The organism is Nostoc sp. CCY 9925 (assembly GCF_963920935.1).
Lineage (GTDB): Bacteria > Cyanobacteriota > Cyanobacteriia > Cyanobacteriales > Nostocaceae > Nostoc.
The window spans coordinates 23,094-50,070 of the sequence record NZ_CAWUDO010000064.1 but is presented as its reverse complement, the minus strand read 5'-3'; the positions used below and the strand labels follow the sequence as shown (position 1 = coordinate 50,070).

The window sequence follows — 26,977 nt, the reverse complement described above, 5'->3', positions numbered from 1 at the left end:
GGGCTGTTATCCCCTCAATTTTTTCTGATAAATCGGCGAGATTATGGATTGCTCCAGTTTCGTTGCTATGAGATTCACCGAAGTTCTGTGATTCCAGCTTATCCAGTCGTTCGCAAATAGCTAATATCGTTTGGGAAGTAGGGTTGGCGCTTCTACTGTTACTGTCCAACGCCAGTATTAATTCATCCAAAGAGTGAAGCAACTCGCTTGTTCGTCCTTGTCGGTGCAGCCGGGATAACTCCCTAACTGCTGGAATCAGGGGAGTGGGTACGCGGATCATCTCGCTGGGTTTGTTCTCGTCAGGCATAGTGATATCACAATTGATAGCAACAGCTATCGATATCAAGTAGATAGCAATGCTATCAACATATCAGGGATTGGTGATTCAAGCACAAACCCGTTCGGGAATCGTCCGCCGTGTTTTGGGTCTTTCACCCTAGAAGGGATCTTGCTACTTTTGTGCAGGCTTTTGGAATTATTAACGAAGAGTGCCGGCAGTATATTCACGGCGCTGTCGTAGAATATAAAAGCTTCCTGAAACAGCACTTCCAGGAAGCTATATTTTTATGGTCGCGTAACCCTAAAGACCAGATGGATGTTACTAATATTGAGATTGGCTCTGTAGAAATTCTGCCTGCTACTCCCCAACCAAGTGTAATTAAAAACACTAATGCTCAAGTAACTCCAGAATTGGTAGAGGAGGTAATTCGGCAATATTATTACCGCACGCCTGCGGTGGGTAATGATGAGGAGTTAATTTTGGCTTGGGCTGGAAGCCAAAACCGCGAACAAACTAAACGAAAATACTACCGATTTGGTCAAAAATTGCTTGATTGGGTACGGAATCAAGGTATACCTGATTTAAGATTGCTACAGCAACCATTGTTACTAGAATTTATTGCTTCCTGGGGTGAGGTTTCCCCTTATACTAAAAGTAACCGAGTGCTGATATTGCGATCGCTCTGGAGTTATGGGAGTGGGGAGAGTATTGGCTATTTTTTGCGGAATATTGCAAGTAGTATAAATTACGACAATTTCAGTAATTTACCGAAGGCAGAGCGATATCTAGAAGATTTCGAGATGAAGAAGCTAGCTGATGCAGCCAAGCAGTTGGGGGGTAAGTATTGGCTAGTTTTTAGTTTGATTTTTTACAGTGGGATGCGGGTTGGTGAAGTGGGTCGCGTGACGGTTCCGGGTGATGAACCGGGCCAACCCAAGGAAGATTATCCGGGGTTATATTGGCATAATTTCCAGTGGTATCCCGACCCGACACCAGAGGATAGAAACCGGGGATACTATACGATTAAGTTCCGAGGCAAAGGTGGCAAGTACCGCGAGATTGGCTTAGACCATCAGACTTCGCTCGTTTTCAAAAAGTACCGGGGGATGGCTAGTGATAAGATGCCCGTGTTTGCGAATATGTCACCTGACCCAGCAAAAAAGGGGTTGCCGTTGAGCGATCGGGCAATAAAAAGGTTGATTCAGGATATCTCCGAGGTGGCAAAGGTGAAGTTTTCATGTCACTGGTTACGCCATTCTCACGCGACAAGAGCAGTCGAGCATAAAAATGTTTTTGAGGTGCAAAACCAGTTGGGGCACAGTAAAACCGATACAACAAAGGCTTATGTCCGCACGAAGAAAGACGCGGGCACGGGTACAGTGCTGCCGAGGTTTTGATTGGATAATTAAGTCATTACTTGTTCTAATTTAATAGAGGAGCAATGACAGTGGGCGAATGTCAGACTATCTGCAATGATTGTGCTTTCCATGCCTTAGTAGAAGGAGCGATAGAGTGCATTCACCCAGAAGAATTTGGGGTTAATTGTTCTACCGTCATTTTCTGTAATTCATTCCAAAGTGCAATTGTAATTGATAGTCCTTGTGTGACATACGGCAATAATGAAGAATAACGTCAAAGCGTCACCGATAGCGAACGCGAGTAGCGTCTGGTAGAGAAGCTAAACCGAGTCGTCGAGCGTCACAGCCCGCTTTTCACATCGCTTCAAAACCAAAAAACCCGGTCGTCGTGACTGGGCTTTGGATGGGGTTATATTCCCCAAGGGCTATTTATAGAAGTTATTTATAAGTCGCTTTTCTAATTAGGACTACACCGCCTAGATTGAAAGTTCCAGAAAATTAGAACTTTTTCTTAGAGGATGAAGGGCGATCGCTGCTGCACTCAACTAACTATTTTCTTGGAGGATAAAGGCGATCGCAGTTGTTTTTGGCTAAATCTCTTCCATCACCTCATAGGAGGGAAATGAACACTCAAGTATTCATGTACAAATAAAAGCTTGAGTAGCGTCATAACTAGTAGCTGTACGCTAACTAACTTCTCCTGTGATAGTAAAACTGTATGAATCATCAGGATTAGAGAAAATCACTACTTTTGTTAACTTGAACGTCTTGAAGGCATATTCCGCTTTCCAATAATCGACCATTTAAGCCATTGTCATTAAACTCATGCTGTGCCTGTGCTACACCGCGTAATATTTCTTGAGCCAAAGTATAGTTATTTGCGGGAACAGCGGCTGCCAAGGTTATCAGATTTACCTTGTCCAGGCAGGGAAAGGGATCAGTTTCTTAGAAGAAAAGGCGATCCAGTGCGATCGCCTTTTTGATGAGTTTTTTTGAGCGATGCCTACGGCGGCAAGCTACGCATCCATTGAGGTATCTGGCGGAATCCGCCAGATAAGACGATCGCCTGTTAGTGAAACAGCAACTTCATTAGAGAAGCGATCGCTATGACAGCCCCTAAGATGGGATGCCAAAACCTACATAGCTGTCGAAGCCTCCAAAGAAAACCTCTCCGGTGCTTTGACTTATCATTAAGTTGTAAGTTTCTAGTGTTTCTATTCATTGCAGTAACCTTTTGCTTTAGTTTTTGTTGAATTGCTGGCTTGGTGGCCTTGGAAACTGCCAAGCCAGCTTTAGTAACAGGTGTAATTAACACTCTGTTTACAATGTTTAAGTGTGGAATTTTTGCGGTTGAAGAAACTGGGCATCTTCTACCAAGAAGTAGTGTCACCACTACTCACCACACTTAGTAACTCTGTCAACTTGACAGATGTAGCTGTTATTCCCAGAGTTAAAAAATTAGAGTTCCCTGAGAGTCCATCCATAAACTCTCAAAAACATTACCCAACTCTTCTACATCCAAGTACGCATCTGAACAAAGGCGATCGCAACCATAGACTGGATCGCCTTTGCTTTTGAGTCTAGAAAAAGTGATCCTTTCAGGAAAAATGCACCAAAACCACAGGCTGGATCAGAGGGCAGTAGACAATCGCATACTACAACTGTATTATTGATATAAGTCCCAATTACAAATACTACAAACCTTCAATGATAAGCAGATTCTCCTCAACCATTAGCAGCGTGATACATTGCCGACCCAACAAGGGTTTAGGCAGAGTATTCGCGCTGTTTGCGTTTGAGGAAATGTATTGTTTTGTCGGCAGTAAATTGCAGCGTGAAAGTATTTTTGAAGCGATTACCGGATGGCTGAATCTAGATCAACTTATCCAAAGCGGGAGGTGCAAGTGTTTTCTAGCACCGATATAGGTCAAAAAGTATCAACTACGTGACCCCCGCACCTGATAACCAGAGGCGGGGGTTATTTTTTTAGGAGTGAATTAACTTATGGAAGCTCAACCACCTTTTGGGCAACCACACATATTACAAAATTCAGTTGTGGTTTTCTCCAAGAACTACTTACCACTAGCACGCATCAACATCAAACGAGCAATCGTGCTGTTAGTCACAGGTCAAGCAGAATCAGTGAATTTTGGTACTACAAAGCAGTGGGAAGTGCGATCGCCCAGCGTCGTACTACAAGTACCTGAACACATTCGCTTGACTGTTGGTAATCCGGAACGGCATTGGAAAGTCCCGCCTGTCAACCGTCGTGAGGTTTTGAGACGCGATAATCACGCCTGTCAATACTGTGGTAACACCAAGCATCTAACGCTTGACCATGTAATTCCCCGTTCAAAAGGTGGACAACATACCTGGGACAACGTTGTGACAGCTTGTGAGCGTTGTAACTCTACAAAGAGCGATCGCTTACCGTATGAAGCTGGAATGGTACTCAAAAGCAAGCCTAAAGCCCCAATTCACCCAGCAGTTGCATTTGCCGAACAGTTTTGGAACACACAACGCCTGAGTGAGAACGAGTAATTAACTTCAAACCTAGTAGTCTGCCAACCCAAAAATGCTAAGTGAGGACTGGGAAAAGGGTAAAGGGAAAAGGGTAAGGGATTTAAACCCTTTCCCCCTTCCCCCTTCCCCTTTACCCCGCCAAGTTTCCTTGGCGAACTACTAGTCAGAGAGGGCAATAAGCTCGATTACGTAACACTGCCCTCTCAGTTCTTTCAAAAAGTTTGTAGTATGCCCTTGACATCTTATAATACATTGTGTAGTATAAATGTAGTAAAGCACTACAGCCTCTCAAAAAGGCATAGCGCAAACACTTCTGAACCATGAAAACTAAATAATTGCCATCCAACGTGGGGGTGTAGCTTAGTCTGGTTTAAAGCAGTCGCCTGTCGAGCGAAAGATCGTGAGTTCAAATCTCATCATCCCCGTGTAGCCTTGTGGACAAATAGACAAGTCGCTTTGATTCTCAGTCAAGGAGAAGCGGGTGCAACTCCCGTCAAGGCTTCCAAATGAGGATGTAGCTCAGTCGGAAAGAGCGCTTGTTTCCGAGGCAAGTGGTCACAGGTTCGATTCCTGTCGTCCTCGTAGTATGTCCAGGTCGCCTAATGGTAGGGTGTTGGTCTGCAAAACCGACTGTGCGAGTTCGACTCTCGCCCTGGACTCCAAACGTTGCAGTGTAGCTTAACGGCAAAGCCCCAAGCTCATAACTTGGTATATGTGAGTTCGACTCTCGCCACTGCTACCAAATGCACAGATGGTGTAACGGCAGCACCAGGGTCTCCAAAACCTTTAGTCAGGGTTCAAATCCTTGTCTGTGCGTTCTATTACGTGCCCCAACACGAGAAGCTTACAAACTGGTTAATCGGTCTATAAAACCGAAGTAGGTTCGACTCCTACAGCCTCCGCCAAACCAAACCTGGAGGCTGTTAAAAACAGCTTCTCAAACTTGTACGTGGTAGAAATTTCTCTCTTGGTGCAGAAGCGAAGTGGCCGAGCGGCACGTCTTTCAAGCGTGTAATTAGCGGGTACCCTCCGGGAACGCTAACGCGAACAAGTCCCGTCTGCACTACCAAATTTATGGGTCGGCTCGCCTATTGGTGTAGGTAACTGTCTGTAAAACAGCCGCGTTCAGTATTGCTGGTTCAATTCCAGCCCGGCCCATTCTGGAGAGATTGCTATTGGCAGGGCAAGCTGTTTGCTAAACAGTCGTGGATGTAAGTCCACTGTGGGTTCAACTCCCTCTCTCTCCGCCTTATGAGAACGTGGTGTAACTGGATAACATCTCAGATTACGAAACTGAAGATTGAGAGTTCAAGTCTCTCCGTTCTCGCCTTATCCCCTGGTAGCTCAGTTGGTAGTAGCGTCTGTTTGTTCGCGTAGCGTGTCTGAAAGACAAGAACAGAAGGTCATCCGTTCAATCCGGATCTGGGGGACTGGCACATTGCCTCATAGCTCAATGGCAGAGCAAGCGGCTGTTAACCGCGAGGTTGCAAGTTCGACTCTTGCTGAGGCAGCCATTTATTTATTGGGAAGTAGGCAAACAGGCAAAGCCGTCGCACTTTGAATGCGAAGTTTGAGGGTTCGATTCCTTCCTTCCCAGCTTATACTCCTGTAGCCCAACTGGAAGAGGCGGCTGTCTCAAAAACAGTCTGTGTACGGGTTCGACTCCCGTCAGGAGTACCAGATATCGGGATGTAATTCAGTGGTCTAGAAGCCTTGTTTTGGGGACAAGGAGCCGTAGGTTCAAATCCTACCATCCCGACCATTTGCCCTTGTGACGAAACTGGCAAACGTGCTGGTCTCAGAAACCAGATTTTGTGGGTTCAACTCCCACCAAGGGTACTGGGCATTTGCCCAACTATACTCCCGTGGCGAAATTGGTAAACGCTTCCGTTTGAGGGACGGAATTTTTGCAGGTTCAATTCCTGTCGGGAGTACCAAATTGGGTCGTTGGCAGAGCGGGTATGCAGCCGCCTTTTAAGCGGATTCATCCAGGTTCAACCCCTGGGCGACCCATCCAATCTTGGGCGTTTGGCAGAACGGTTATGCTCCTGACTCTTAATCAGGCTGACACAGGTTCGACCCCTGTAGCGCCCACCAAAACTTACCCCTGTAACCCAAGTGGAAGAGGTGCCAAACTTAAAATTTGGAAGTTGCTGGTTCAAATCCAGTCAGGGGTATTGGTGAATATGCGGGGATGGAGCAACGGTGGCTCGTCAGGCTCATAACCTGAACATCGGCAGGTTCAACTCCTGCCCCCGTCACCAAATTAGTGCTGGTGTAGCTCAATTGGCAGAGCAACTGATTTGTAATCAGTAGGTTGCAGGTTCAACTCCTGTCACCAGCTTCAATGCGATTGTGGTGTAATGGCAGCATTTGAGTCTTCCAAACTCTAGGTACGAGTTCAAATCTCGTCGATCGCTTTCTTAGCCCTGTAACTCAGTTGGGAGAGTGCCTCTCTTACAAAGAGGAAGTCGCGGGTTCAATCCCTGCCGGGGCTACCAATTTATGGGAGTGTCGCCTAATGGATGAGGGCATCGATCTTCTAAATCGACCAATGTAGGTTCGACCCCTACCACTCCTGCTCATGGGTCTGTAGCTTAACTGGGAAAGCGTCTGCCTTGCAAGCAGAAAGATGTCGGTTCAAATCCGACCAGTATCCACTCTTGGTATCTGAAGCCAAAGCGGTCGCGGCGCTGGTTTGTGGAACCAGTCATTAGGGAGTTCAAGTCTCCTCAGATACCCCTTGTTTATATGGAAGATGCTGCTCAAGGGAGGGCAACTAGTCTTGAAAACTAGAGCAGGGCAACACCTGGGGGTTCAATTCCTCCATCTTCCGCCTTCCACCTGAAGCCGAAAAGTGAGGCGCTGTGCTGATAACACAGATATAGGAGGGGCAGTACCTCCTTGGTGGATTTTTCATAAGGATTTTGAGAAGCAGTGCAAGCCATACATAGACGCGCAGTGGCTTGCTTGCCAACAAGCATCGCCACATTCAGCTTTTACTGGACTGCGTAGTTTACCGCCGTAGGCATCGCCTTGAAGTCAGATAGTCAAAAACTCAAATATCTAAAAATTTAACTTTTCAAGTTTTTGAATATCTGAAATTTCAGGTACGCAAATTTAGCCATTGCTCTAGCAAATCTTGAACAAGTTCGCTAAACTCCCGCTTTTCGCCATTCTGACTGGACTTTAACAGTTCAATTTTGACTGCTGTGTGAGTATTTCTTTTAATGTAAGCAGTTACCTGCTCATAGTCAGGGTCAGAGCGTTTGGCTTTGGGTCGTCCCCGTTTTGGCGGTTCGGTTTGCAATTGGGCAACTGGCTTTCGTTCTACCTTTTCAGGTTGTTGAACTTCTAGCAATTGAATTTCTGTTTCCTGGCTTTGATTTTCTGGCTCCGGTTCAGGTTCACGACCCTTTGCTGCATCCAAAATACCTTTGAATTTGCTCACTTCATCACCTCCTGACCGATGCTTTGATAATCTCGCCAAGCAATTTTGGCGCGTGGGTCAGAAATTTTGTTAACTGGTACACCAGCTAACGCGGCTTTTTGAAAGGCAACTGCATCACGGACACTACCCTTAAATAGAGGTAATCCAGCCTCAGTTAACATTGCCCTTGCTTCTTCTCCATCTCGCCGGGGTTTAGGTGGAACGCGAGTAATAAGGATGCGAAATTTATCAGCACCTAACGAATTGAGAGTAGTAACAGTCTGCATCAGGGCATCAAGTGATAAAGCATCCGGGGTAGTAGGAAGCACAAGTAAATCACATCCTTCCACAAGTGCTTCTAAATCTTCCTGTTCCGGTCTTGCTTGGGTGTCAATGATAATGTGCTGGTAATTCTTCGCATACTTTGCAGCTTGCCGCTCATCAATCACTTTGAAGGGCAGAGCGCCACGTTTTGACCAACCGCTAGCAGAACGGTTTGGGTCGCCGTCAATCAGTAATGTTTCCCCTTTGGTTTGTAAGTAAGCTGCTAGGTGGACGGCTGTTGTAGTTTTGCCCACCCCTCCTTTGAACGAAGCGACTGTGATAATCATGATACCTCCAGGCAGTAAAGTTTTAAACTGCTGAAAACTTGAAATTTTAAAAATCTGAAATTTTAAGTACGCAAAAACTTAAAATTTCGATTTTATTAATTACTGTACCTGAGTTTGGTGGTTGATTGTCTATTTTAGTTTTTTGGATATTTGAGTACGCAAAAATCAAAACACTGTCTTCACTCTGGCAGTTCTGTACTATTTGACTAAGTATTTGAGTACGCAAAAATCTAAAATTAACTCTAGCAGGATTGCGATCATCCGTATGTTGCCGTAGATGCCCGCCTTGTGGTTCTGCCAGAAGGTAGAACCACAAGGCGGCTGTTTTAGTCGATTAAACGCATTTTTATACAGTAAAGGTTGTGGTGTGGTGTTTTGGCGCTCTTTGGACTTGCATGAAAGCTACAATCTCTCCCACTACCTTCGGAAAGCGTGCGGTTTTTCAAGCTGGGCGGTGGTTGTCTTGAATTGCAACCCTTTTATTCTGGTTAATTTGTAGCTTGTTCAATGGTAATTTGTTTTAAACATTCAAAAAAAATTATATTTTTATTTTTACCGATGAAAGGAAATAAAAATATAATAATCTGATCTGGTCAAAAAAAATACATAAAATTCAGCGTGAATGTCAAAGAAAGTTCAGATGAAAATTGAATATCCCACTGTACTCGATATCTTTTGCGGTGCAGGTGGAATGAGTTTAGGTTTTCAGAATGCTGGCTGTCAAATTTTGGGAGGAATTGACAATAATCCACATGCTATCAGGACACATCATAGAAATTTTCCGAACTGTAGATTGGAACTGGATGCTCAAGATGTCAGAAATGTTGATTTTTTAGAGCTTCCGATTAAACCAGGTGAAGTTGATATTTTAATTGGAGGACCACCTTGCCAAGGATTTTCAGTTGTTGGTATTGGTAAAATGAAGTCTTTAGAACGACAGCGAGGAAATGATCCTGAATTAAAGGTAAGAAATGATCCAAGGAACTTCTTATACAAAATATTTATTGATTTTTTAAATTATTATCAGCCTATTTTTTTTGTAATTGAAAATGTCAATACACTTAAAAGCAATAAAATATTTCCAACGATTATTCGAGAGTTAGAAAATGGATTACCTGTTCATCAGCATGATTATCCAGGTTATGACCTTTTTGAACCAAGGATATTAATTGCCTCTGATTATGGTGTTCCTCAACTTAGAAAACGCCTGTTTATTGTTGGTAAGCGCAAAAATACCAACCTGAGTTTTGAGTTCCCTCAAAGAAATATAGTCCGTCCAATTTCAGTAGGAGATGCTATTGGAGACTTACCAGAACTTAAACCTGTATCTATGGCTTTGAGGAGTAAAATTTCGGGACCAAAGCAGGTTGACGTTGAAATGCCATATAATTGTCCGCCCCAGTCTGAGTATCAAGAGAAGATGAGGATTAGAAAACAACAGGGAGAGGGTGTTATGAATCATATATGTCGCGCTCATAACGAAAAAGACCTAGCTATATTTGAAATGTTGACTCAAGGTGGTAAATATAAAGACTTGCCCGAATCAGTTAGACGCTATCGCTCTGATATTTTTAATGATAAGTATAAACGTTTGAAGTGGAATGAACCCTCATGGACATTAACTGCACATATGCAAAGAGATTGTTTAGCTTATATTCATCCAACTCAAACTAGAAGCCTTTCTGTGAGAGAAGCTGCTAGACTTCAAAGTTTTCCTGATGACTTTGTATTTGATGCGCCTATGACTAGGATGTTTGAGTTAGTTGGTAATTCTGTACCCCCTTTTTTGGCTGAGGCGATCGCCAGACCTATTGTTGAGCAGATCAAGGCTTACAAAGCAAGTCATTAGCTAGTTAAATTGGCAATAATTATAGATAGAAAAGTGATAATACTATCAAAGCACTTAGATATAGTGTTAACCTCTATCTTTCAAGATCGATTTAACTGAGCATATCCCTGTCTCCATCCAAGGTAAATATAGTTACATGATTCATGGTAAATTTTCCAGTAGTAACTGCCTATCAAGTAAAGTATTTCTGTGTTCGCAAGAAGTTTCAGAAATGAACTGGCAGGCATAACAAGCAGAGCCATTAACTCTATCTTCTCCAAATTCTTCTTCAATACAAATTGGGTCATTAGAGCAAGCATCTACATTGCGTAGAGCAGACTTAAGAATACGTTCAAAATGAGGCACTAAACCGATTAGTCCTCCCAATGTACCATCCCCTCCAGATTGGGCTGTATAAAGTAGTAAACCACCAACGGTCTTATTATTTTCCGTGTAGGTGTAAACTCGTTCCCTAATAGCTGCTGACGAATAACCAGAATCCACTGATAGTGCTGTAATTAAACGATGACTTAGTGTATGCCACCAGACAAAAACAGGGTGTAAATAACTCGTTTGAGATCCCGGCATAGCCTTAATTTTTCGGTAGCCATCAGTGGAGTTATAAGCTGACAACCAACGACTATAAGCCGACCCTTTTAAAGGAAAATGTTCGGAAATGCCTTTTGGTTCTTCTGTAGATATCAAATCTAAAAAAATACCTTCACCAAATAACTCAACACCTGGATGCCAAGCGATACTTTCATCAGGTGGTCTATACTCAACAGGTACAACTTTAGGCTGTGGATCATCCTTATCTGTGCTAATCGGTCGTGTATAACCAACCTGTACCATTACCACCCGCAAGCGACTAAGGGGTGTAACCCGTAAAATTCGTCCTGAATTTAACGTGAATGTCTCCACATTTTCGTGGTAAACTTCAAACTGATTTGGACCACCTGGTTTATCTGAACGATGCGGTGGAGCGCCATAACAAGCAGCGTTACTCAGACTTTTAAACTCTTCTTGTTTCAGGTTTTCTTCAGTTGCGTTGTGTTGTCTTGTTTGTTCATTAAGAACATCATTGACAGCATCAAGGATTTCTCGTTCACTGTATCGCTTAATAGTTTCAGCAGATGTTGGGTCTAAAAGTCGTCTTTCCACCAATTTATCCAACATCTGAACAATTTGAGATTTTGATTCTATATTGATAGGCAAAGCAGCAAGAATAGCTCGACTTTGTAGTAAGCGATGTAGGGCGGTATCCAGTGGTGGAATTGTTAGGGCAGTTCGGAGTTCAGACACCCTTAAGTTAGCAGCACCACGTTGAATAATTTTGGCTCGTTTCTCACATCCTGCTGGATCTTCTCTTCGTTCTGGAAATCTACCACTACATTGAAATTCTCTAGAGTAAGCTTTCCCAAAATTTTCTGCTCCGCCACAATTGGGACAGATAATCTGTATATTTCTGATCGCACCTCCACCCCCTTCCCATTTGTAAAAGTCTGCTCCCTGACATTCGCGTTTATGTTTTATCAGTGAGCGCCACGGGACTTCATTCAGATGTCCATGAGAACAAGCTAGAACAAATCTGACTGCCTCCTCACGAGATTTATCCCAAGCCTTATAAGAATTTTGTAGTTGTCCACAACTTGGGCAACCAACTTTTTCCTCTCTTCTATGTTGATAGAGAATCCCATGTTTTGTACATAAAGACCAAGTGGGAAAATGGTAAGTTTGGTAAACTGAAATGCTTTCAGGTTTTCCTAAATCAGCATTGGAGGGAATATAGAAAATTTTATTGCCATTGAGTAAGGTTTGGGAGAGCCTCAAGTCTGTAATTTCATAATCTTCAGGTCTGCGCCCATTATCAAATAACTTGGATTGGCTTGGTGCTGCAATCACCACTGGGCCATCTGGTGTTTCTAGAATACTACCTGGTCCAAAGGTGGTAATGTATTGTGAAGGACGCAAAGATTGACCTTTACTTGCCATAGTTTAACTTTTTCCTTGATTGGCTTGATTTTGCTGATTCATTGAAATAGAGCCAAAGCGCGTCATGGATTCGACTTCACGCAAAGACTGGGGAGAGTTGCGAAAGACAAATGTAAAACCTTGTTGCTGATGTTGCTCATCTCCTAACACAACAGACTTTGTAGGAGGCTTGTTAATCGCGTACTCTACATATTCCAAATTGTTTTCTTGTTGTGCAATATTTTCCCATCGGTCTAATCCTCTTTGCACCTCGCCATTAACTTGGTCTTCTGGTGGACGACGAGTTTCTAGCTGAATTTGCGATCGCCTTTTAATAACTTCGGTAATACATCCCAACTCAGATGAGTTACGAGCATTTCCAATGTGACTAGCATCCGCCGCCCATTGAGATACAACATTTACTCCCTGAATTGTTCTAGCTTGTCGCAGTAATGCCACTGCTACTGGTCCAATCCCCCGTTCTCTGGCTCTAGAGGCAAAGGGAGTCACCGTAATCGGCTCCACATAACGGTAAATCGCCCTATGATAGCCAGTGAAAAATTCATAATGATCTAAGTCTCTGGGACGACTGGCTCTAAAGAAAGTAATCACCAGCCCTCCAGTTGAACGACCTACACGACCTGTAGCTTGGATATAAGATGAAGTAGTTTTTGGCTGACCATTAACCACCATTAAACCCAAGCGGTCAATGTCAACGCCAGTACCGAACATGGAGGTACTCAAAACAGCATCTCTGGCATCTGGTAATGGCAGTGACAGGCTGCTAAGTAAACCAGGTAATTCAGTAGAATCCATGCGACTGGAAAGTTCAATCGCTTCTTCTAGTTCTCGTCCGGTCACTTCCATAATGTCTGCATTGTGCCGCAGTCGTTCAGGAATGTCTTGACGATAAAGTGTGACAGCACCTGCCAATTCCCGAATCGCATTAAAGTAGCCTACCAACGTCCAAAATGGGTCGCAGTCACTATCGCTATATCCTGCCTGTTTCAGCTGCTCAATGCTCTGAAACATTGATGAATAGATCCGAACAATAGGAGTTTGAGCGCCCTTCCCTGGAGCGCAAACAGCTACATAAAGGCGACCACTAGGATGCTTGCCATTAGCATCTATCTCTAATGGATGAACATTCCTTGGTGTTCGAGCAAAAAAACTGTTGTCCGCTGATAAAGCAGGAGGCGGGAATTGAAAAACAGAGCGGTTAAACAGACATTGTACTTGCGATTGGGACTGTCGCACTGTTGCAGTGGAAGCAATGTATTTAGGGCTGACAAGTTGACCCTGATACATCCGTTCACATAGAGTATCAACTGCTGTTTCGTAAAGCCCAACCATGCTACCAAGTGGCCCTTCTATTAAATGAAGTTCATCTTGAAGAATGAGATCAGGTGGCAGGAGTGGATTTACAGCTTTATTATGGCTTTTAGGATCGCTAGCCCCTGCATTATCACGATAAAAACCAGACCTGCTATTGTAATGATTGATGTTTCCAAAGAGCGCACTTGCTCTTGGCTCAAAGGCTAAACGGGCAAATTTATCAACTGTGGCTACTAACAGTGAGGGAATACGGGAATAAACTTGGTCGTCAACTGTATAGGCTGAAATTGGAATTCTTGAAGAGAAGTTTGTGTAGGCTTTAAAAGCTTCAAGAGGTTTTTCCCAAGTCAGTTTATCAGCAGCACTATTTTGCTGATTACGCTTTTCATTAAAGGCAAGGGGAACTTTTTCATTCCAGATTTTTTGGTTGTTCAGGTCACAATTTGGATTGGCGCAATAAATTTCAAAGTTTTCTATATTTTCTGAACCATTGCGAATTCCTATATGACTTCTCTTGAAATATCCAGGTCGGCTGATTCTAAAAGGGACTAAATTTAAAGAGTTTAACTGGGGCTGAATTTTATCTCTCCACCATCCCTCCAGCTTCCCTACTGAAAGTTTTGACCCTTTTTTTATGTTCAGACTGAGGGAAAGGGTTATATAGTTACTAGAATTGACGACAGGAGCAAAAGAAAAAATTGGTTCGGATTCAAGTTCTTCCCAGTTTTCTGTTTGATGAGAAATTGATGGGTTAGCAACTGCTCCCTGCATAACTAGATGAATTGTGTGTGTCTTTCCTCCAAGTAATCCGTCTCTTGGTATGGCTAGGATTGACCCACAACAAGGGCAGTTAAGAATCTGAGCTGGGTCGCCTTCTACTCCTGTTTCGCCTTTCAATGCTGAAATAGCACCTAACAAAGGGGGACTGTTGGGAATGTATATATCTTTCAAGCGATTAGGGGTTACACTACCACCTACCCACAGTCCGACAGAGAAGCGAGTTGTTCCCCAAATATGATGGTCGCTTCGCTGACAATCCTTCGGTCGCCATCCCACTGGAGAACCCATTCCTAAGTTTTCAACTCGTAGCACTTCGGAAGCAACGATTAACCCTAAAGCGCGACGAAATTGTTGAATTGTTAATAGTCTCAGGGTATACCTAGAAATTACACTAACGCCCTGTCCAGTTGGCTCTTTAGAAGAATCTTTACCAGAGCGTAGTCTTCTCAATCCTAGTGTAAAAGCAGCTAGACCCAAATATGCCTCAGTTTTACCACCACCTGTTGGGAAAGCTAGTAAGTCACAAGTTTGGCGATCTTGATGTAAAGGATCAGCGATCGCCGGGATATTCATTAGAATAAATGCTAGCTGGAAAGGTCTCCAAGTAAAATCATGTCCTGGCCTTCTCCAAGATGCCTGAAGATTAATCGCTTTATTGGCAAAACAAAAAGCCAGTCTTACTTCTTCATTTTGAATAATTAACTCAATAGCTTCTTGTATTCGCTGCTGAGTTATGCGACAGTTTTCCAGATGTCGATTAGCGGCTCGATGATATCTAGGCTCTAATTGACTGACCGTAGTTTGTTGTTGATGAATCCAGGCTGCATAACCGTCAACTAGAGGCTGTAATGCTGCACGCATTACGGTTGAATTCCATGCTTGTGCCAGGGTAGCAGTATTTAGGTCTGGAATCTGTTCTATTTCAGATTCCCAATCAATTGCAGGGGATTCAACTGGGTAGCAAGGTACATATTCTGTTCTACAGTCTGGCAGACTAAACTTCTGCCATTGCTGTTTTCCACATTTAAACTGTACAGGAAAACCATCAATCCATTGCAGTAAATTTTCTTCTTTACAGGGGCGCTCAGGGTCTATTTCTTTCCAAATGGCTGCACACAAGTGACCCCGCGCATAGGCAAGATATTCTCGGTATATCAATTCTAATGACTCGTCTTCTTCCTGAAGACTTCCGAGTTCAGGAGTCTCATCAGAAGGCTGAAAACTATCAAAAGGCAAAAGCTTTGCATTTTCTCCAGTCACAACCCGAATTTGAGGTTGAAAAATTAGGTCGCCAGTCTCAAAGCGTCTCTTTCCCGACTCACTCAGTGGGTCAATTAAAGAAGTCTCATTAACTAGGTAAATTGATACTTTGTAGGTGTTATCAGAGCGAGGAACACTCCGAATTGTGATTTTAACTGCGTCAATTTCGGAGATCGTTAAGTTGTTTGTGATAGAAATCGGTTCAGGGGTGAGATAAAAATTGGGAATTCGCTTAAAGACCTGATTTCCTTGGGGATTTCTCTCAGAACGATATCGCGCCCAAGTTGCACAAATTTCTATTGTTGGTTCAATCCCTTTCGTAGCACTAACAATAAAAGAAATACCTAAAGAACGAGGTTGTGATTTTGGATCTAAGACAGGTGCAGCAGCAGCTACAGGACTATCTTGATCTGATTCATCCTCGCCATAGTCGTCCATTCCAGTCCCTAATATTTCTGCTTCCCCCTCAATCTCTTTAGCATCTTCATCGCTGGCATCCCTGGGAATGAGGACACCAGTGATAAATTCATTGCGTGGATCTTGCTGGCTGGGCAGTACCTCATAGCAAGACTCTCTGGGGCCAAGAACTTCCTGTCTGAGATTGAGTAGCAATTCTGTTCGGACTGACACAACGCACCTTACTATACAACTTGTAATCTATTCATTATTGGCTTTAGATTGTACGCAAATTTTAATTAATATTATTACAGTATTTTTACTTAGATAAGTTGTTCATCACCATTAATTTACGAATTTACTGAACCGAACCTATAGCCCCCTTTAACAAACCTTGAAGTGCAATTATGTGTCTTTCCAAAAATGTGATGTATGTGTCTTGACCACAGAGTTCAATGTGCAGTTTTCCTCCTGTTAAGGGAAGTGAATTAATTTGCTCTTCGATATCATCTCCTGGGTCGACTGAACCGTGCTTGAACTTAGCGCAGCAGGTAGGACACAAGCAAAGAACATTACCGGGTTGGTCAATCCATCTTGCTTTGGTATAAGAAACTAAATATACTCTCTCAAAATATGGTTCGCCATTTCGCTTTGGGAAGGTTTCAGAGCAAATTTGACATTTCCCGTTGTACGTTTCCTTGAGGAAAGTTACTATCTCTTTATTTTTTCCCTCCCATGTCTTAGATTCAATTTTCTTGAATCTTTCGATAGCGGATGGTTCGTTCTCTTTATCATTGCGAATACTATCTTGTATCTTTTGTAAACGCGCTTCAGGATTAACAACTGGACTTGGTTCTAAAGCCTCATTTAATTGAGTTTTACCAGGTTGTGAAAATACTTCCTTAAGAGCGGTTATGTAGTCAATACTAGGTGCTTCTGGTTCTGGCGAAGTACCATTAACATAATTTGTTGTTTGTCCTGATCCATTTTTTTCTGCTCCTTCGGATGATCTACCCTTAATTAATTTTTCAATTAATTGCTTACGGGCGCGTGGGTTTTTGATTAAATAATCAAGTAGTATTGGTTCTATGCCTGCTTTATTAGCTTGATCTACCAATTCTGCTGTTGGTTTCACACCTAAACAAAATGCGAGCAGTTCGCTATCTTTATCTTTATCTCTAATCAAATTATCAGGTAAATCATCAACTGACAACGTACAAGGTTGAAAGAATCTTTTATCCAAATTTGGAAGCCAAGTCTTGGAATAAGCAATATTACCTACTTTTGAAAACAGCGTTTCTTTTTTGGAATTTTGGTATGTTTTATAGGAAGAAATTTCAATATCGCCTCTTAATCTTTGCCGATGAGGTAACAAAATCTCATTCCAAATATAGATAGATTTATCAAATGTAGGATTTTCTAAAGCGTGAGCTAAACCATCAATTGAAAAATCAGGATCAAATTTAATTCCTCGCTTGTGATTCCCCCTACTTTCAGAAATAATGACGTAACCCTCAGCATTAGGTGGAATATAATACAAACGAACTTTATCACTAACACCTAGTTCAAGCAGTAGCTCCTGGTCAATAGAGATTTTATTATCTAAAAACCAAGCTGCTTCATTACCCTCAAAGTACATTTCTAAATTCTGGGAACGAAAGTATATTTTTTCAGGAGGCTGATATTCTTCTAGATTTGATTTTACATTGACAGCAGAGAGAAATGGCGTTTTTTTAAGTTCTACTATTAACTGCTTTTTCTCTGTTGATGATGATGATTCTAACGCGTGTTCAATTGTTTGAATATCTTTCTCGTTTTGTGTTTTATCAATTTGTTTTAATACTTTGTAACGAGGGATGATTTTATCACGGACTTCTATATAACTGCTAGGCTGTTCTAAACCTAATCTTTCTAAAAAAGTCTTAACTTCTGGAATTACTACAATTTCTCTTTTAACAGTTTGAAAACTTGTTGGTACATCAGTTGGCAAATAGGCATTTGGTCTTTTAGTATGATAATCAAATGGTGTTACATGCTTATTATTCTGCAACCTGATAAAAGGTTTGTTTACTAGTTGTGGGTTTTGCCTATATGTTTCTACTTTCCAAAGTGCTTCTTGACCTGTAAGGAAGATATAAAAATTTGCTACCCAATCATCTGACTGCTTTTCAATGAAATCTGGGTTAAATTTTGAAGCAAACTTTTCAGGGTCTATCCCTTCTACTTTCAGCACATCCCTGATATAACGACAGAGTTCAGGAGTAGTATTTTCAGATATTTCATCAGATAGCCATGTATAATTATCTCCATAGAGTTGTTGTAATTGAGTATCTGAAAGGAGTTTACGAAGTGCTGCACTTCGAGCTAACTTAGCCTGTGTAGCTGGAATATAACGTCCGTCATATGTAGGTAACAAGGCATTTTCTTTAAAGGCTTCACATACCTTGTTAAATACAGGGTAAAACATAGCATCTTCTGGGAATTCAGATGCACGTATAGGAAGGGTTTGTAAACAATTTACCGTGAGTAATCCTATATCTTTTAAGTTTGGAAGAATACTAGCTACCAAATCAGCAGTAGTTTCAATTAGTTCCCGGTTGAAGGTATCATTAGGAGGAATTTTTGCCCTATCTGGTGTAGTACGATAAGGACCCTGTACTAAAAAATTCAAATGAGTTTCTTTTTCTGTTGGGAAGAAAACTACTAATTGAGAATTTGATACAGGAACAATCTGCTCTTGCTGAGTTTTTTTATCTTTCTGGAGAAGAAAAGCAACCTCGACTTTGAGAGTAGGCTGAGAATCAACTGATTTATCAAAGACAAGCCAAGTCTCTTGAGTATTATTAAAAGATGTATCTAGTTTAACAGTAACTCGTTGATAACCAGCATTATGTTTTAAAATATCTCGCTTGTATACTCCTTGTTGTCCCTTTTCTAGATGCCAAGAAATTTTTTCAATATGACGTAAAAATAGCAAATTGCGCGGATTGAACTTTTGTAAGTGAGTTCCAATCTCTTGGTAAGCAGCTACCTTAGATAAATCTTGTCGGTTAAAATTAATAATAAAAAGAGTAGTATATTCTCCAGATATAACATAACTGGTTCCAGCATGAGGTCTAACATAATGTTCAATAAAAAAATGTTCATCGCCTGAGTGAATTTCTGGATAATCAGTATAGGCATAGACTGACTTGAAGCCAATACCAAATTTACCGATTTTTGTTAGGTCTTCCTTTTTGGTACTCTTCACTAGTCCACAGATACCCCGAACATCTGCTTCTGTAAATAATCTACCATTGTGATAAACTTCAAGGCGGTCATTAAATAATTTAAAATTTACCTTTGTAGCTCCCGCATCCTCTGCATTTTGAAGTAATTCATAAATAAAGTGCGTTCTGTCACTGTACAAACTAGTAAGAAAGACAGGTCCGTACTCATCTATGTCAGTACCATATCTTCTAATATTTTCTTCAGTAAGTTCTTTGTAATTGCTAACCATCTGTGACGACCCCTTGTACTAATAAAATTCCTACAGCAACCCGCTGAGTAATAATGTCTGCTTCACGGCGGTTGTCTAAGTCAGATCGCTTGGTTTCGTAATCTCGTTGAATACGCGATCGCTCCGACTCTTTCATCCGAATAATATGCTCTTCTTTAGCCTGATTTAATTCATTTTCTACGTGCTGAATACGATTTTGGTAGTAAGCATCAAGGCTAGCAAGTTTGCAATTTAATAACGTATTGTTTCTCTCTCGTAACTTACAGAGTTCGTTTAAGCGATACTGGTGTACAGTTTCATCAAGCTGTTGAATACCAGAATCGACTAAAGAAGTTGGGAAGTTAACATATTCTGCTGGTTGTACAGCGTGGCTCAACAATCGCACTAGGGCGTCTGAAACTTCGGGTGCAAAACACAATTTATCAAGATTGCAAGCATTTCCTACTAGTCGCACTTCTGGGCGCACAGCCACCGTTTCCCAGAGGTCACAAACAAAAAGGTACTGTCCTAGTGGCACTGTATTATCATAAATAGCAACTTGCGTGACGAGTGGCTCATCTATAGTCGCCCAATGAGAAATCGCCACCCGTGCTAGAGGATGAATCGGCGTGATAAATGGAATCTCCCTCTGTTCGAGAGCAGTTTTCTGGTCAAAGGTGAGTAGCCAATAAGGATCGTTACCTTCGAGCCAACGTGTGAAAGTAACTGTGGAACGGTCTGACTGTTTGAGCGATCGCACTTTTTTAAGCAGTTCCCCTCGTCCATCTTTGTTCAGGCGTAGCCGATGGAGTCCTGAATGCCGACTATCAACAGTAATTTGTCCTCCCAATGTCGGCTGTTCCACAAACATTTCAATCAGCTGGCGTAAATCATCAGCAGAAACAAATTTGTCTTGAGCAACTAGCGTGTCAATATCCGAAGTAAACCCCTCATCAAGCCCCAAGAATGAACCACCTTCTGCTTCCAGGCGATGCTGTTCTTCTGCTAGGCGGAGTACATTGTCTGCCATTTGTTGTGCTTTCTGTTCAGCTTGTTCGGGGCTGAGTTTGGGGTCAAGTGCCAGACGAGTTAAATCTTGTACAACATCTCCCAGCACTTCCTCTAAATCCCCAATTGTGTCTTGAAAGATGCCCAATCGTTCAAAGCAACGGAAGAAAATGCGTTCTTCAACAGTGCCTGGTGTGACAAAATTAAATATGAGTACCTTATCGCTTTGCTGACCAAAGCGGTCAATTCGTCCAATGCGTTGTTCAATCCGCATAGGATTCCAGGGGATATCGTAATTTACCAAGCGATCGCAAAATTCATAATCTAGTCCTTCACAACCTACCTCAGAAGATAAAAGGATATCGAGTGCATCTGGGTTGTCGCGGGGCAAGCGGAATCGCTCTCGTAAGTGTTCTCTTTTTGCATCTTCCACCTTTCCAGTAATTACTTCTACTCTGTAACCAGCACCTTGCAGTTGCTTTTGCAGATAAGCCAAGGTATGCAAAAAGAACGAGAAAACCAATACTTTGCCAGAACCCTTACCCTCTAATGTTTCTTCTATTATTTTTAATAACTGCTCTAACTTTGGATCATTTGGTGGCAAGGCAGCAGATAGGCTACGCAGGTTTTTGGCTTTCTCCAGCAAATAGGGGAGAAGTTTAGTATCCTCATCCTCTGTTTCAATGTCGTCACTAATATCAGAGAGTGCAAATTTGCCAGTCAAGATAAATTTATTGAGTGTAGGTACAAGGGCTGGCAAACAACTCGCCGCCTGACGCTCTAAAGTATCGGTGATCAGCCGTATTACTTGTTCTTCATAGTCTAAAGAAAGCATTTCTCGACGAAATTCAATCAACGCCTGATAAAACTCTTCCTGTTCCGGTGTAAAGGGTACAGAAATCGTGTGTGGCTCACGAATTGTAAATCTCCCAATGTCCCGTCTACGAGTACGATTCATTACATGAGCTAGTGAATGCACTTCTTCTAAATCCCGCAGACAATTAATTCGGTCTGCATCAGTAAACGTTACCCCACCCCTAAACTTTTGATACCAGTCCATAAATCGAGGATCTTGGCTGAGTACCTGCTCACCCCAAGTTGTTGTTGCAGCATCTCGCAATGCTTTGAGTGCTGAAGTTTGCCAAGTATCTTCAGGAGCGTGATTACGAATATGCCGGATAGCCTGATTGAGATACTGATTAGGCTGCACCATTTCATTAAACACTGTCTCATCAAGAAACAGGTCTGGGCGTAGCAGATTGAGCAATGTATAGAGGTTGCGATTGCCAAGATGCAAAGGAGTAGCGGAAAGAAATATCACAGCTTCACTAATGTCGCAAAGAAATTTCACTACTTCATGAGAGCTAGTCCCTGTATTTCTAAGATGATGTGCTTCATCAACAATAACCAGACTAAAGCGGGGGGATGGATTAAGTGTCATTAATCCGGGGCTAGGCCGTCGCCCCTTCATTCCCTTGAGATATTTATCAATTCTCAGGAGTTCCAAATGGACTATGGCGCGTGAATACTGCAAGGGCCAAATGCCATCTAAATCAGTCTCCCGCAGGCAATAGGAAAAAGTTTCTGAAGTCAGTGGTCGAAAATCTTCATCAAAACGGCGCATTTCAGCTCGCCATTTGTTAACGAGGGCTTTGGGGCAAACAATCAGAATGTTGTCTAGCTGTTGGCGGGTTTGAAGTTCCCGTAGTATTAAACCAGCTTCAATAGTTTTCCCAACACCAACTTCATCAGCAATTAGTAAGCGGGGCTGGTCAGCACGTAAGAAACGCAGTAAAGGTTTGAACTGGAAGGGAATAAACTTGATGCGTGCTGATTGGAGGGCGTAGAGATTATCAATTTGTGGATGAGAAAGCCTTGCTGCTGTCAATCTGGCACGAAAGCCGTGTACATCCAGCCATTGTCCTGCTTTTAATGTTTCCAATAATCCAGTAGTTTTTGCAGTTGATCCAGCATCAACCAGTTGATCTTCATGGTATTCCAGGATTTGAGTGGGTGAATGGAAGACACGGTAACGCGATCGTCCCCCTGCTGGTGGAAGAATCTCGATTACTGGCCCGGATCTCGAGGGGTCAGCACGCAGACATACAAGTTGTCCCAGATTGAAGAGTGGTTGCATCCCTAATTTATACCTACATTCACATAGACCCGAAGCCAATTTTTGAGTTGAAGGACGAGCGCTCTACACTTTACTTTAGTGTTCCCACAAACAGATGCTTCAATTACATCCATGAACACTATAATTACTGATTCACTGGCAGAAAAAGACGCAGTGACCACAAGGGCACGGGGCTTGGGGATTTTGAATTTATTCCGCCCACTACGGGCGGGGCATGAACCGAAATAATTTTTAATCTAAAATCGGCAATCTAAAATTGGCACGGTCAAACTCTACTGAAAGTGTGCGCGTTGTCGCTTGCGGGGGTTTGCCCCCATCACTTTTTACCTGAACGCACCTGTCTCCCTGCTAGGTGCAGCATCACCCAGATAAATTTGCTTAGAATTTTCAGGAATGTGAATCCATTCAAGGTCTTTTAAACGATGTTTCAAATTACGTTTTGTTATTCCAAGTTCATGTGCCATTGCATCAAGGTGAGACTCCTTAGTTAAGTCACGTCCCTTTCGTGTTTCTTCTAACTTACATCGAGGCATCAGTAAGCAACTGGCAAAATACTGAGCTTGCCACTCAATCTTTTCAAGCTGTCCGCTAACATTACGGCATAGGAACGGCTGCATATTTATCTCAATACCCTGCTCTGACCGTTCTATAAGAGAACCAACTGCGTTGTGGTTAATGTGAAGTTCCCAGTGTCCAATCTCATGGGCTAATGTGGATTCTCCATATCCTCCATGCAGTCCTGGAACATCTTGATTGATTACAATTTCACGTTTTGTAGGCAGTATCAGAGCCGCTATTGACCCTTTTTCATCAGGTGGTATGCTTTCCCAAACAACACCTATATCCAAAAAATCAGCTACACGAGTAGCATCAAAAGGCCATCTTGGAGAGTATTTAGGTGTAGCTTGCATCCGACTGAGAAGGTGATTAGCCTGACACTCAATTTCGCTTTTGGGAATGAAGCGATACTGCTTAAATATATTCAATTCGGCTTCTCCTGCTGATCTGATTGTGTAGCATCCCGAAGAAGTTTTTGAGCAAAATCAGGGTTTTCCTGCATTCTGCGTAGCAAAGCAGGTACTTGTTTGTTATAAGTCTTGAGAAGTTCACCAAAAATTTTCTCGTCATCGGTTGTGATTCGACCAGCCAGATACATTAGCTCTTCTTCGCGTTCAGTTAAATCAAGGGTTAGCACTAACAACTTAATGACCTCTTCACTGGGGGGATACGCGGCGTGGTCATTCTCCAGTTTGGACAGGTAGGTGTAATCCACATCTACTAACTTCGCCAGATCACGCTGACTGTACCCCTTGTCCCTACGGGCTTGACGAATAACCTTGCCAAAAGTTTGATTCACAGTTTTTTCCTACTTAACTACAAATCATATCAGGGGTTGACTTTATTAGTCAACATAAGTTAGCGTCTAATAGCAGGTTGACTGCCTTAGTCAACAAGCGAATTGAACATTAACTATGGTGGACATAAAAAACTGTCGGAGGAAAGAAAATGCCAACACCTTGGCGACCGTTTGCTAGTTACAACCTGTGGTTACAGTTCGCTCCACCAATAGGGCAAGAACGCTGGCATTGTGATATGAAGCGAGGTTTTACTAAGGCGCGATCGCGTGAACCATTAGTTGCAACACTCTTGGCAACTGACACAACACCACAGAGGATTGGTCTACTGGCACAACAGGGAGTTTACGAATTTCATCAAGACCCCCTGATGTTATACCGCAGCGATGCTGTTACGAAAGTGGCAGAAATTCTGCAATTAAACCAAGAGTCAGCGGTTGTTCAAGAGCGAGTGATTTCTATCCTGAAAAACTATTATTCAAATCCCATTCTTTTTGGGAAGAACATTATCAAGTTGAGTCGAGGTGATGAGGGATTTCCAGAACCGATTTTAATTGAGCAAGGTAATTATCAATTCAACTTATTCGCTGCTATTGACTGCATTTTTAAAGAGCAAGATGGCACGCTGCACATCTTAGATTTCAAGACGGGTCAAACTGACTTTGACCGACGACAAGCATATGTTTACTTGCTAGCAGCAAGCTTTCTCTATCCTACTCAACCGGCTGTGGCATCGTTTTACAACTTGGAAAATCAGAAGTGGTCTGACCCCATTACTGCAACAGCTAGTCACCTAAACGCTTTTCAGATTGAAATGGCGCGGATATCCCAACAGCATCAAAAAGATTTGCAACGTTATAGGCATTCCCCATCTGAATTTAAACGAATTTTTCCACCCAATCCTGGCATTAACTGCCAATACTGCCCATTCAATTCAATTTGTTCGTTTTCTAAACTTGAGGTTTCTGCATGACTGTTGCGCCCGTTTCTGTTTCTCAAGCTCCAACATCTCTTAGTGAAATTTTCCCGCTCACTATCTCGCAACCTAATTTGATGTGCTTTCGACTGACTCCAGAGATTGAACGTCAAGATGGCAATCGTTTGGGCTTCCGTTTTAGTCGCAAGTTCCCTGAGATTATTGTCACCTGGCACAATGGATATTTTTTTATTTTGGCTAAACCGGGTCAGCCTATGCCTAGCCAAGATGAATGGCGAAAAGTACTCTTGGAAATTCAAGAGGAATTGAAGGAAGATATTGGCGATCGCTACTACTCAATTCAATGGGTACGCCAGCCACAGGCAACACCTTTAATCCTTGCCCAGCTTGCTATTCAAGTATTAAAAGTAACTCGTCCATTTTCATATATAACTGTTCGATCTGATAAGGGAGTAGAAGTCATACGAGAACTAGACTTTTGGGCAGAAACTATTGAATTGCCAGAGGGTTTAAAGCCTGCTTTAACTTTAACTATTCACAGCAGTATTGTATCAAGGGGTGATTTAGCTGACTTCTTAGAGAATCACCCCTATCGGCACGACCCAGAAAAGCTTTTAATTGGTTTGAAAGTTCAAGAAATTGAACGAGGTGGTAACTGTACTATTACTGGAATTGTAGGAACGGTTGGAGAACACAGAAAAGAACTAAAAGAAAAGGCAACTGGTTCAATTAGTAAACAAAAACTAGAGGAAGCACCCCCCGAACAACCCCTCGTTGCTGTACAGTTTGGCAAGAACAAAAAGCAGTTTCATTATCCGTTAATGGCTTTGCGTCCCTGCGTCACCGCCCAAACATCTGAGCAATTGCAAGTTAAATACGGAGAGTTGCTCAAGGCAACTAAAATTACTCACCAAGAGCGACAAAAACTTTTAATTACATATAAAACACAAGCAGATATTTCTCTATTCGCTTATGGATTTCAGTTAGGGCGTAGTATTAACAGCCGTGATTACCAAACATTATTTTGGCATCCACCAGTAGCGATTGAGCAAACCCCACTCCTTTTTGGTAGAGGTGTTAAGGGTATTAGAGGTGAGGTACTTAAGGGACTCTCTAAAGGTGGTGTTTATAGTCGTCATGATGATTATCGTGAACATTCAAGAGTAATTCGTATTGTCGCTTTGAAGCTTTGTGATTTGAAAGTAGATAAATTTTTAGAGGAAGTTCGACAAAGGTTGAAAACCTACGGCTTTCAAAGTGAAATTGTTCACAGAAAAGCATTGCCTCAGTTGAGTGGCGCTGAAGCCAGGGCTGAACTGGAGAAAGCCGTTGATGAATTGGAGGCAACTGTCAATGAATTAGTAACGGTTCCAACTGATATCTTTTTGACGTTTCTGCCAGAGATAGACCGCGGTGCTGATAATGACGAGGGCGGTAGTTTATATCAGCGGGTATATTCGCAGTTGCTCAGGCGCGGAATTGCTAGCCAAGTAATTTATTCTGATACATTGAGCAGTGTTGACCACAGACAAATTCTTAATCAGGTGATTCCAGGAATTTTGGCAAAGCTGGGGAATTTGCCTTTCGTTCTGGCTGAACCTTTAGAGATTGCTGACTATTTTATCGGGTTAGATATCTCCAGAGAGTCTAAGGAAAAGTTACCCGGAACTCTGAATGCCTGTGCAAGTGTACGTCTCTATGATAGGCAAGGGAAGTTTATTCGCTATCGGCTGGAAGATGCTTTGATTCCAGGTGAAGAAATCCCGCAACGACTTTTAGAAACATTGCTTCCAGCAGCTGAACTGAGAAACAAAACTGTTTTAATTTACCGGGATGGCTCTTTTTGCGGTCAAGAAGTTGAGCATTTACTGGAATGGGCTAAAGCAATTAACTCAAAATTTATTTTGGTAGAGTGCAAAAAGTCTGGCGTTCCCAGACTTTACAACTTAAATCAACAAAAAATTGTGACTTCCCCAGAAAAAGGGTTGGCACTTCGTTTATCATCCCATGAAGCGGTTCTGGTAACAACTAAGGTTTCAGATCGGGTAGGTTTGGCTCGTCCTCTACGTTTGACAGTGCGTGAAGAAGGACACCAAGTATCAATTGAAAGTGTTCTAGAAACGACTCTAAAACTGACGTTGCTGCATCACGGGGCATTGCAGACCCCTCGGTTGCCAATGCCCCTCTACGGAGCAGACCGCATGGCTTATCTGCGGTTGAATGGGATTTATCCTACGAGTATGCTGGAAGGCGATCGCCAATTTTGGCTGTAGAGAACCCCCCATTGCTC

General features: G+C 42.4%; 15 protein-coding genes, 26 tRNA genes and 1 pseudogene. 32 read left to right on the top strand and 10 right to left on the bottom strand.

What is annotated here, in order from left to right; genetic code table 11:
• Nucleotides 1–307: pseudogene (locus ACM0OY_RS26615) on the bottom strand (hypothetical protein); the annotation flags it as partial.
• Between the two features lie 152 nt (nucleotides 308–459).
• Between ACM0OY_RS26615 and ACM0OY_RS26610 the strand changes: the two are divergent.
• Nucleotides 460–1,677, top strand: a complete 1,218-nt coding sequence (locus tag ACM0OY_RS26610) for a tyrosine-type recombinase/integrase (RefSeq protein WP_414571797.1) — start codon at nucleotides 460–462, stop codon at nucleotides 1,675–1,677.
• Nucleotides 1,678–1,721: 44 nt separating this feature from the next.
• On the top strand, nucleotides 1,722–1,910 hold the full coding sequence (locus ACM0OY_RS26605; RefSeq protein ID WP_323202264.1) for a hypothetical protein: 189 nt from the start codon (nucleotides 1,722–1,724) through the stop codon (nucleotides 1,908–1,910).
• A gap of 460 nt (nucleotides 1,911–2,370) precedes the next feature.
• On the opposite strand, the gene ACM0OY_RS26600 is transcribed toward ACM0OY_RS26605, so the two are convergent.
• Nucleotides 2,371–2,538, bottom strand: a complete 168-nt coding sequence (locus ACM0OY_RS26600; protein WP_180267770.1) for a hypothetical protein — start codon at nucleotides 2,536–2,538, stop codon at nucleotides 2,371–2,373.
• A 1,104-nt stretch (nucleotides 2,539–3,642) separates the two neighbouring features.
• Here ACM0OY_RS26600 and ACM0OY_RS26595 point away from each other — a divergent pair.
• From ACM0OY_RS26595 to ACM0OY_RS26465, 27 genes are all read left to right on the top strand, one after another.
• Complete coding sequence (locus tag ACM0OY_RS26595) at nucleotides 3,643–4,179, top strand: HNH endonuclease (protein WP_414571796.1); 537 nt, start codon at nucleotides 3,643–3,645, stop codon at nucleotides 4,177–4,179.
• A 331-nt stretch (nucleotides 4,180–4,510) separates the two neighbouring features.
• Nucleotides 4,511–4,586: transfer RNA gene (locus ACM0OY_RS26590), tRNA-Asp, on the top strand.
• An 83-nt stretch (nucleotides 4,587–4,669) separates the two neighbouring features.
• Nucleotides 4,670–4,743 (top strand) — tRNA-Arg (locus ACM0OY_RS26585).
• A 6-nt stretch (nucleotides 4,744–4,749) separates the two neighbouring features.
• Nucleotides 4,750–4,823 (top strand) — tRNA-Cys (locus ACM0OY_RS26580).
• Nucleotides 4,824–4,828: 5 nt separating this feature from the next.
• Nucleotides 4,829–4,903: transfer RNA gene (locus tag ACM0OY_RS26575), tRNA-Ile, on the top strand.
• A 3-nt stretch (nucleotides 4,904–4,906) separates the two neighbouring features.
• A tRNA-Trp gene (locus tag ACM0OY_RS26570) sits at nucleotides 4,907–4,977 on the top strand.
• Nucleotides 4,978–5,130: 153 nt separating this feature from the next.
• A tRNA-Glu gene (locus tag ACM0OY_RS26565) sits at nucleotides 5,131–5,230 on the top strand.
• A gap of 7 nt (nucleotides 5,231–5,237) precedes the next feature.
• Nucleotides 5,238–5,319: transfer RNA gene (locus tag ACM0OY_RS26560), tRNA-Tyr, on the top strand.
• Between the two features lie 4 nt (nucleotides 5,320–5,323).
• Nucleotides 5,324–5,408 (top strand) — tRNA-Ser (locus tag ACM0OY_RS26555).
• A 6-nt stretch (nucleotides 5,409–5,414) separates the two neighbouring features.
• Nucleotides 5,415–5,488, top strand: a tRNA-Arg gene (locus ACM0OY_RS26550).
• 6 nt (nucleotides 5,489–5,494) lie between these two features.
• Nucleotides 5,495–5,591, top strand: a tRNA-OTHER gene (locus ACM0OY_RS26545).
• Between the two features lie 9 nt (nucleotides 5,592–5,600).
• Nucleotides 5,601–5,675, top strand: a tRNA-Asn gene (locus tag ACM0OY_RS26540).
• A gap of 9 nt (nucleotides 5,676–5,684) precedes the next feature.
• Nucleotides 5,685–5,758, top strand: a tRNA-Gln gene (locus ACM0OY_RS26535).
• Between the two features lie 5 nt (nucleotides 5,759–5,763).
• Nucleotides 5,764–5,841: transfer RNA gene (locus ACM0OY_RS26530), tRNA-Leu, on the top strand.
• A gap of 5 nt (nucleotides 5,842–5,846) precedes the next feature.
• Nucleotides 5,847–5,923: transfer RNA gene (locus ACM0OY_RS26525), tRNA-Pro, on the top strand.
• A gap of 3 nt (nucleotides 5,924–5,926) precedes the next feature.
• Nucleotides 5,927–6,000, top strand: a tRNA-Leu gene (locus tag ACM0OY_RS26520).
• Nucleotides 6,001–6,020: 20 nt separating this feature from the next.
• Nucleotides 6,021–6,098: transfer RNA gene (locus tag ACM0OY_RS26515), tRNA-Leu, on the top strand.
• Between the two features lie 3 nt (nucleotides 6,099–6,101).
• Nucleotides 6,102–6,178, top strand: a tRNA-Lys gene (locus tag ACM0OY_RS26510).
• Between the two features lie 5 nt (nucleotides 6,179–6,183).
• Nucleotides 6,184–6,258, top strand: a tRNA-Lys gene (locus ACM0OY_RS26505).
• 6 nt (nucleotides 6,259–6,264) lie between these two features.
• A tRNA-Leu gene (locus tag ACM0OY_RS26500) sits at nucleotides 6,265–6,338 on the top strand.
• 10 nt (nucleotides 6,339–6,348) lie between these two features.
• Nucleotides 6,349–6,425: transfer RNA gene (locus ACM0OY_RS26495), tRNA-Met, on the top strand.
• A gap of 7 nt (nucleotides 6,426–6,432) precedes the next feature.
• Nucleotides 6,433–6,505, top strand: a tRNA-Thr gene (locus ACM0OY_RS26490).
• Nucleotides 6,506–6,510: 5 nt separating this feature from the next.
• A tRNA-Gly gene (locus ACM0OY_RS26485) sits at nucleotides 6,511–6,581 on the top strand.
• A gap of 5 nt (nucleotides 6,582–6,586) precedes the next feature.
• A tRNA-Val gene (locus ACM0OY_RS26480) sits at nucleotides 6,587–6,662 on the top strand.
• 6 nt (nucleotides 6,663–6,668) lie between these two features.
• Nucleotides 6,669–6,742 (top strand) — tRNA-Arg (locus tag ACM0OY_RS26475).
• 5 nt (nucleotides 6,743–6,747) lie between these two features.
• Nucleotides 6,748–6,821 (top strand) — tRNA-Ala (locus tag ACM0OY_RS26470).
• A gap of 93 nt (nucleotides 6,822–6,914) precedes the next feature.
• Nucleotides 6,915–6,997 (top strand) — tRNA-Ser (locus tag ACM0OY_RS26465).
• Between the two features lie 270 nt (nucleotides 6,998–7,267).
• Here the strand turns inward: ACM0OY_RS26465 and ACM0OY_RS26460 are convergent.
• Nucleotides 7,268–7,612, bottom strand: coding sequence for a hypothetical protein (locus ACM0OY_RS26460; RefSeq protein WP_099069926.1), 345 nt, complete (start codon nucleotides 7,610–7,612; stop codon nucleotides 7,268–7,270).
• On the bottom strand, nucleotides 7,609–8,202 hold the full coding sequence (locus tag ACM0OY_RS26455) for a ParA family protein (RefSeq protein ID WP_414571795.1): 594 nt from the start codon (nucleotides 8,200–8,202) through the stop codon (nucleotides 7,609–7,611). Before ACM0OY_RS26455 ends, ACM0OY_RS26460 begins: the two co-directional genes overlap by 4 nt.
• A gap of 640 nt (nucleotides 8,203–8,842) precedes the next feature.
• On the opposite strand from ACM0OY_RS26455, the gene ACM0OY_RS26450 reads away from it, so the two are divergent.
• Complete coding sequence (locus ACM0OY_RS26450) at nucleotides 8,843–10,051, top strand: DNA cytosine methyltransferase (protein WP_414571794.1); 1,209 nt, start codon at nucleotides 8,843–8,845, stop codon at nucleotides 10,049–10,051.
• A gap of 141 nt (nucleotides 10,052–10,192) precedes the next feature.
• On the opposite strand, the gene drmB is transcribed toward ACM0OY_RS26450, so the two are convergent.
• The 6 genes from drmB to ACM0OY_RS26420 form a co-directional block, all read right to left on the bottom strand.
• Nucleotides 10,193–12,022 carry a DrmB family protein gene (drmB, locus tag ACM0OY_RS26445; protein WP_414571793.1) on the bottom strand — a complete coding sequence of 610 codons (1,830 nt, stop codon included), beginning with the start codon at nucleotides 12,020–12,022 and terminating at the stop codon, nucleotides 10,193–10,195.
• Nucleotides 12,023–12,025: 3 nt separating this feature from the next.
• On the bottom strand, nucleotides 12,026–16,006 hold the full coding sequence (drmA, locus tag ACM0OY_RS26440) for a DISARM system helicase DrmA (protein WP_414571792.1): 3,981 nt from the start codon (nucleotides 16,004–16,006) through the stop codon (nucleotides 12,026–12,028).
• 124 nt (nucleotides 16,007–16,130) lie between these two features.
• Nucleotides 16,131–19,271 (bottom strand): sacsin N-terminal ATP-binding-like domain-containing protein, encoded by a 3,141-nt coding sequence (locus ACM0OY_RS26435; RefSeq protein WP_414571791.1) that lies wholly within the window; start codon nucleotides 19,269–19,271, stop codon nucleotides 16,131–16,133.
• Nucleotides 19,264–22,395, bottom strand: a complete 3,132-nt coding sequence (locus ACM0OY_RS26430; RefSeq protein ID WP_414571790.1) for a DEAD/DEAH box helicase — start codon at nucleotides 22,393–22,395, stop codon at nucleotides 19,264–19,266. The genes ACM0OY_RS26435 and ACM0OY_RS26430 overlap by 8 nt, the downstream gene beginning before the upstream one ends.
• 323 nt (nucleotides 22,396–22,718) lie before the next feature.
• Nucleotides 22,719–23,381 carry an ImmA/IrrE family metallo-endopeptidase gene (locus tag ACM0OY_RS26425; RefSeq protein WP_414571789.1) on the bottom strand — a complete coding sequence of 221 codons (663 nt, stop codon included), beginning with the start codon at nucleotides 23,379–23,381 and terminating at the stop codon, nucleotides 22,719–22,721.
• Nucleotides 23,378–23,752: a helix-turn-helix transcriptional regulator gene (locus ACM0OY_RS26420; protein ID WP_323202250.1), complete on the bottom strand. Its 375-nt coding sequence runs from the start codon at nucleotides 23,750–23,752 to the stop codon at nucleotides 23,378–23,380. The genes ACM0OY_RS26425 and ACM0OY_RS26420 overlap by 4 nt, the downstream gene beginning before the upstream one ends.
• 149 nt (nucleotides 23,753–23,901) lie before the next feature.
• Between ACM0OY_RS26420 and ACM0OY_RS26415 the strand changes: the two genes are divergently transcribed.
• Both ACM0OY_RS26415 and ACM0OY_RS26410 read left to right on the top strand, forming a co-directional pair.
• The gene (locus ACM0OY_RS26415) at nucleotides 23,902–24,723 is read left to right on the top strand and encodes a PD-(D/E)XK nuclease family protein (RefSeq protein WP_414571788.1); all 822 of its coding nucleotides are present in this window, start codon (nucleotides 23,902–23,904) and stop codon (nucleotides 24,721–24,723) included.
• Nucleotides 24,720–26,960 (top strand): Piwi domain-containing protein, encoded by a 2,241-nt coding sequence (locus tag ACM0OY_RS26410; RefSeq protein WP_414571787.1) that lies wholly within the window; start codon nucleotides 24,720–24,722, stop codon nucleotides 26,958–26,960. Before ACM0OY_RS26415 ends, ACM0OY_RS26410 begins: the two co-directional genes overlap by 4 nt.
• The last annotated feature ends 17 nt before the right edge of the window (nucleotides 26,961–26,977 follow it).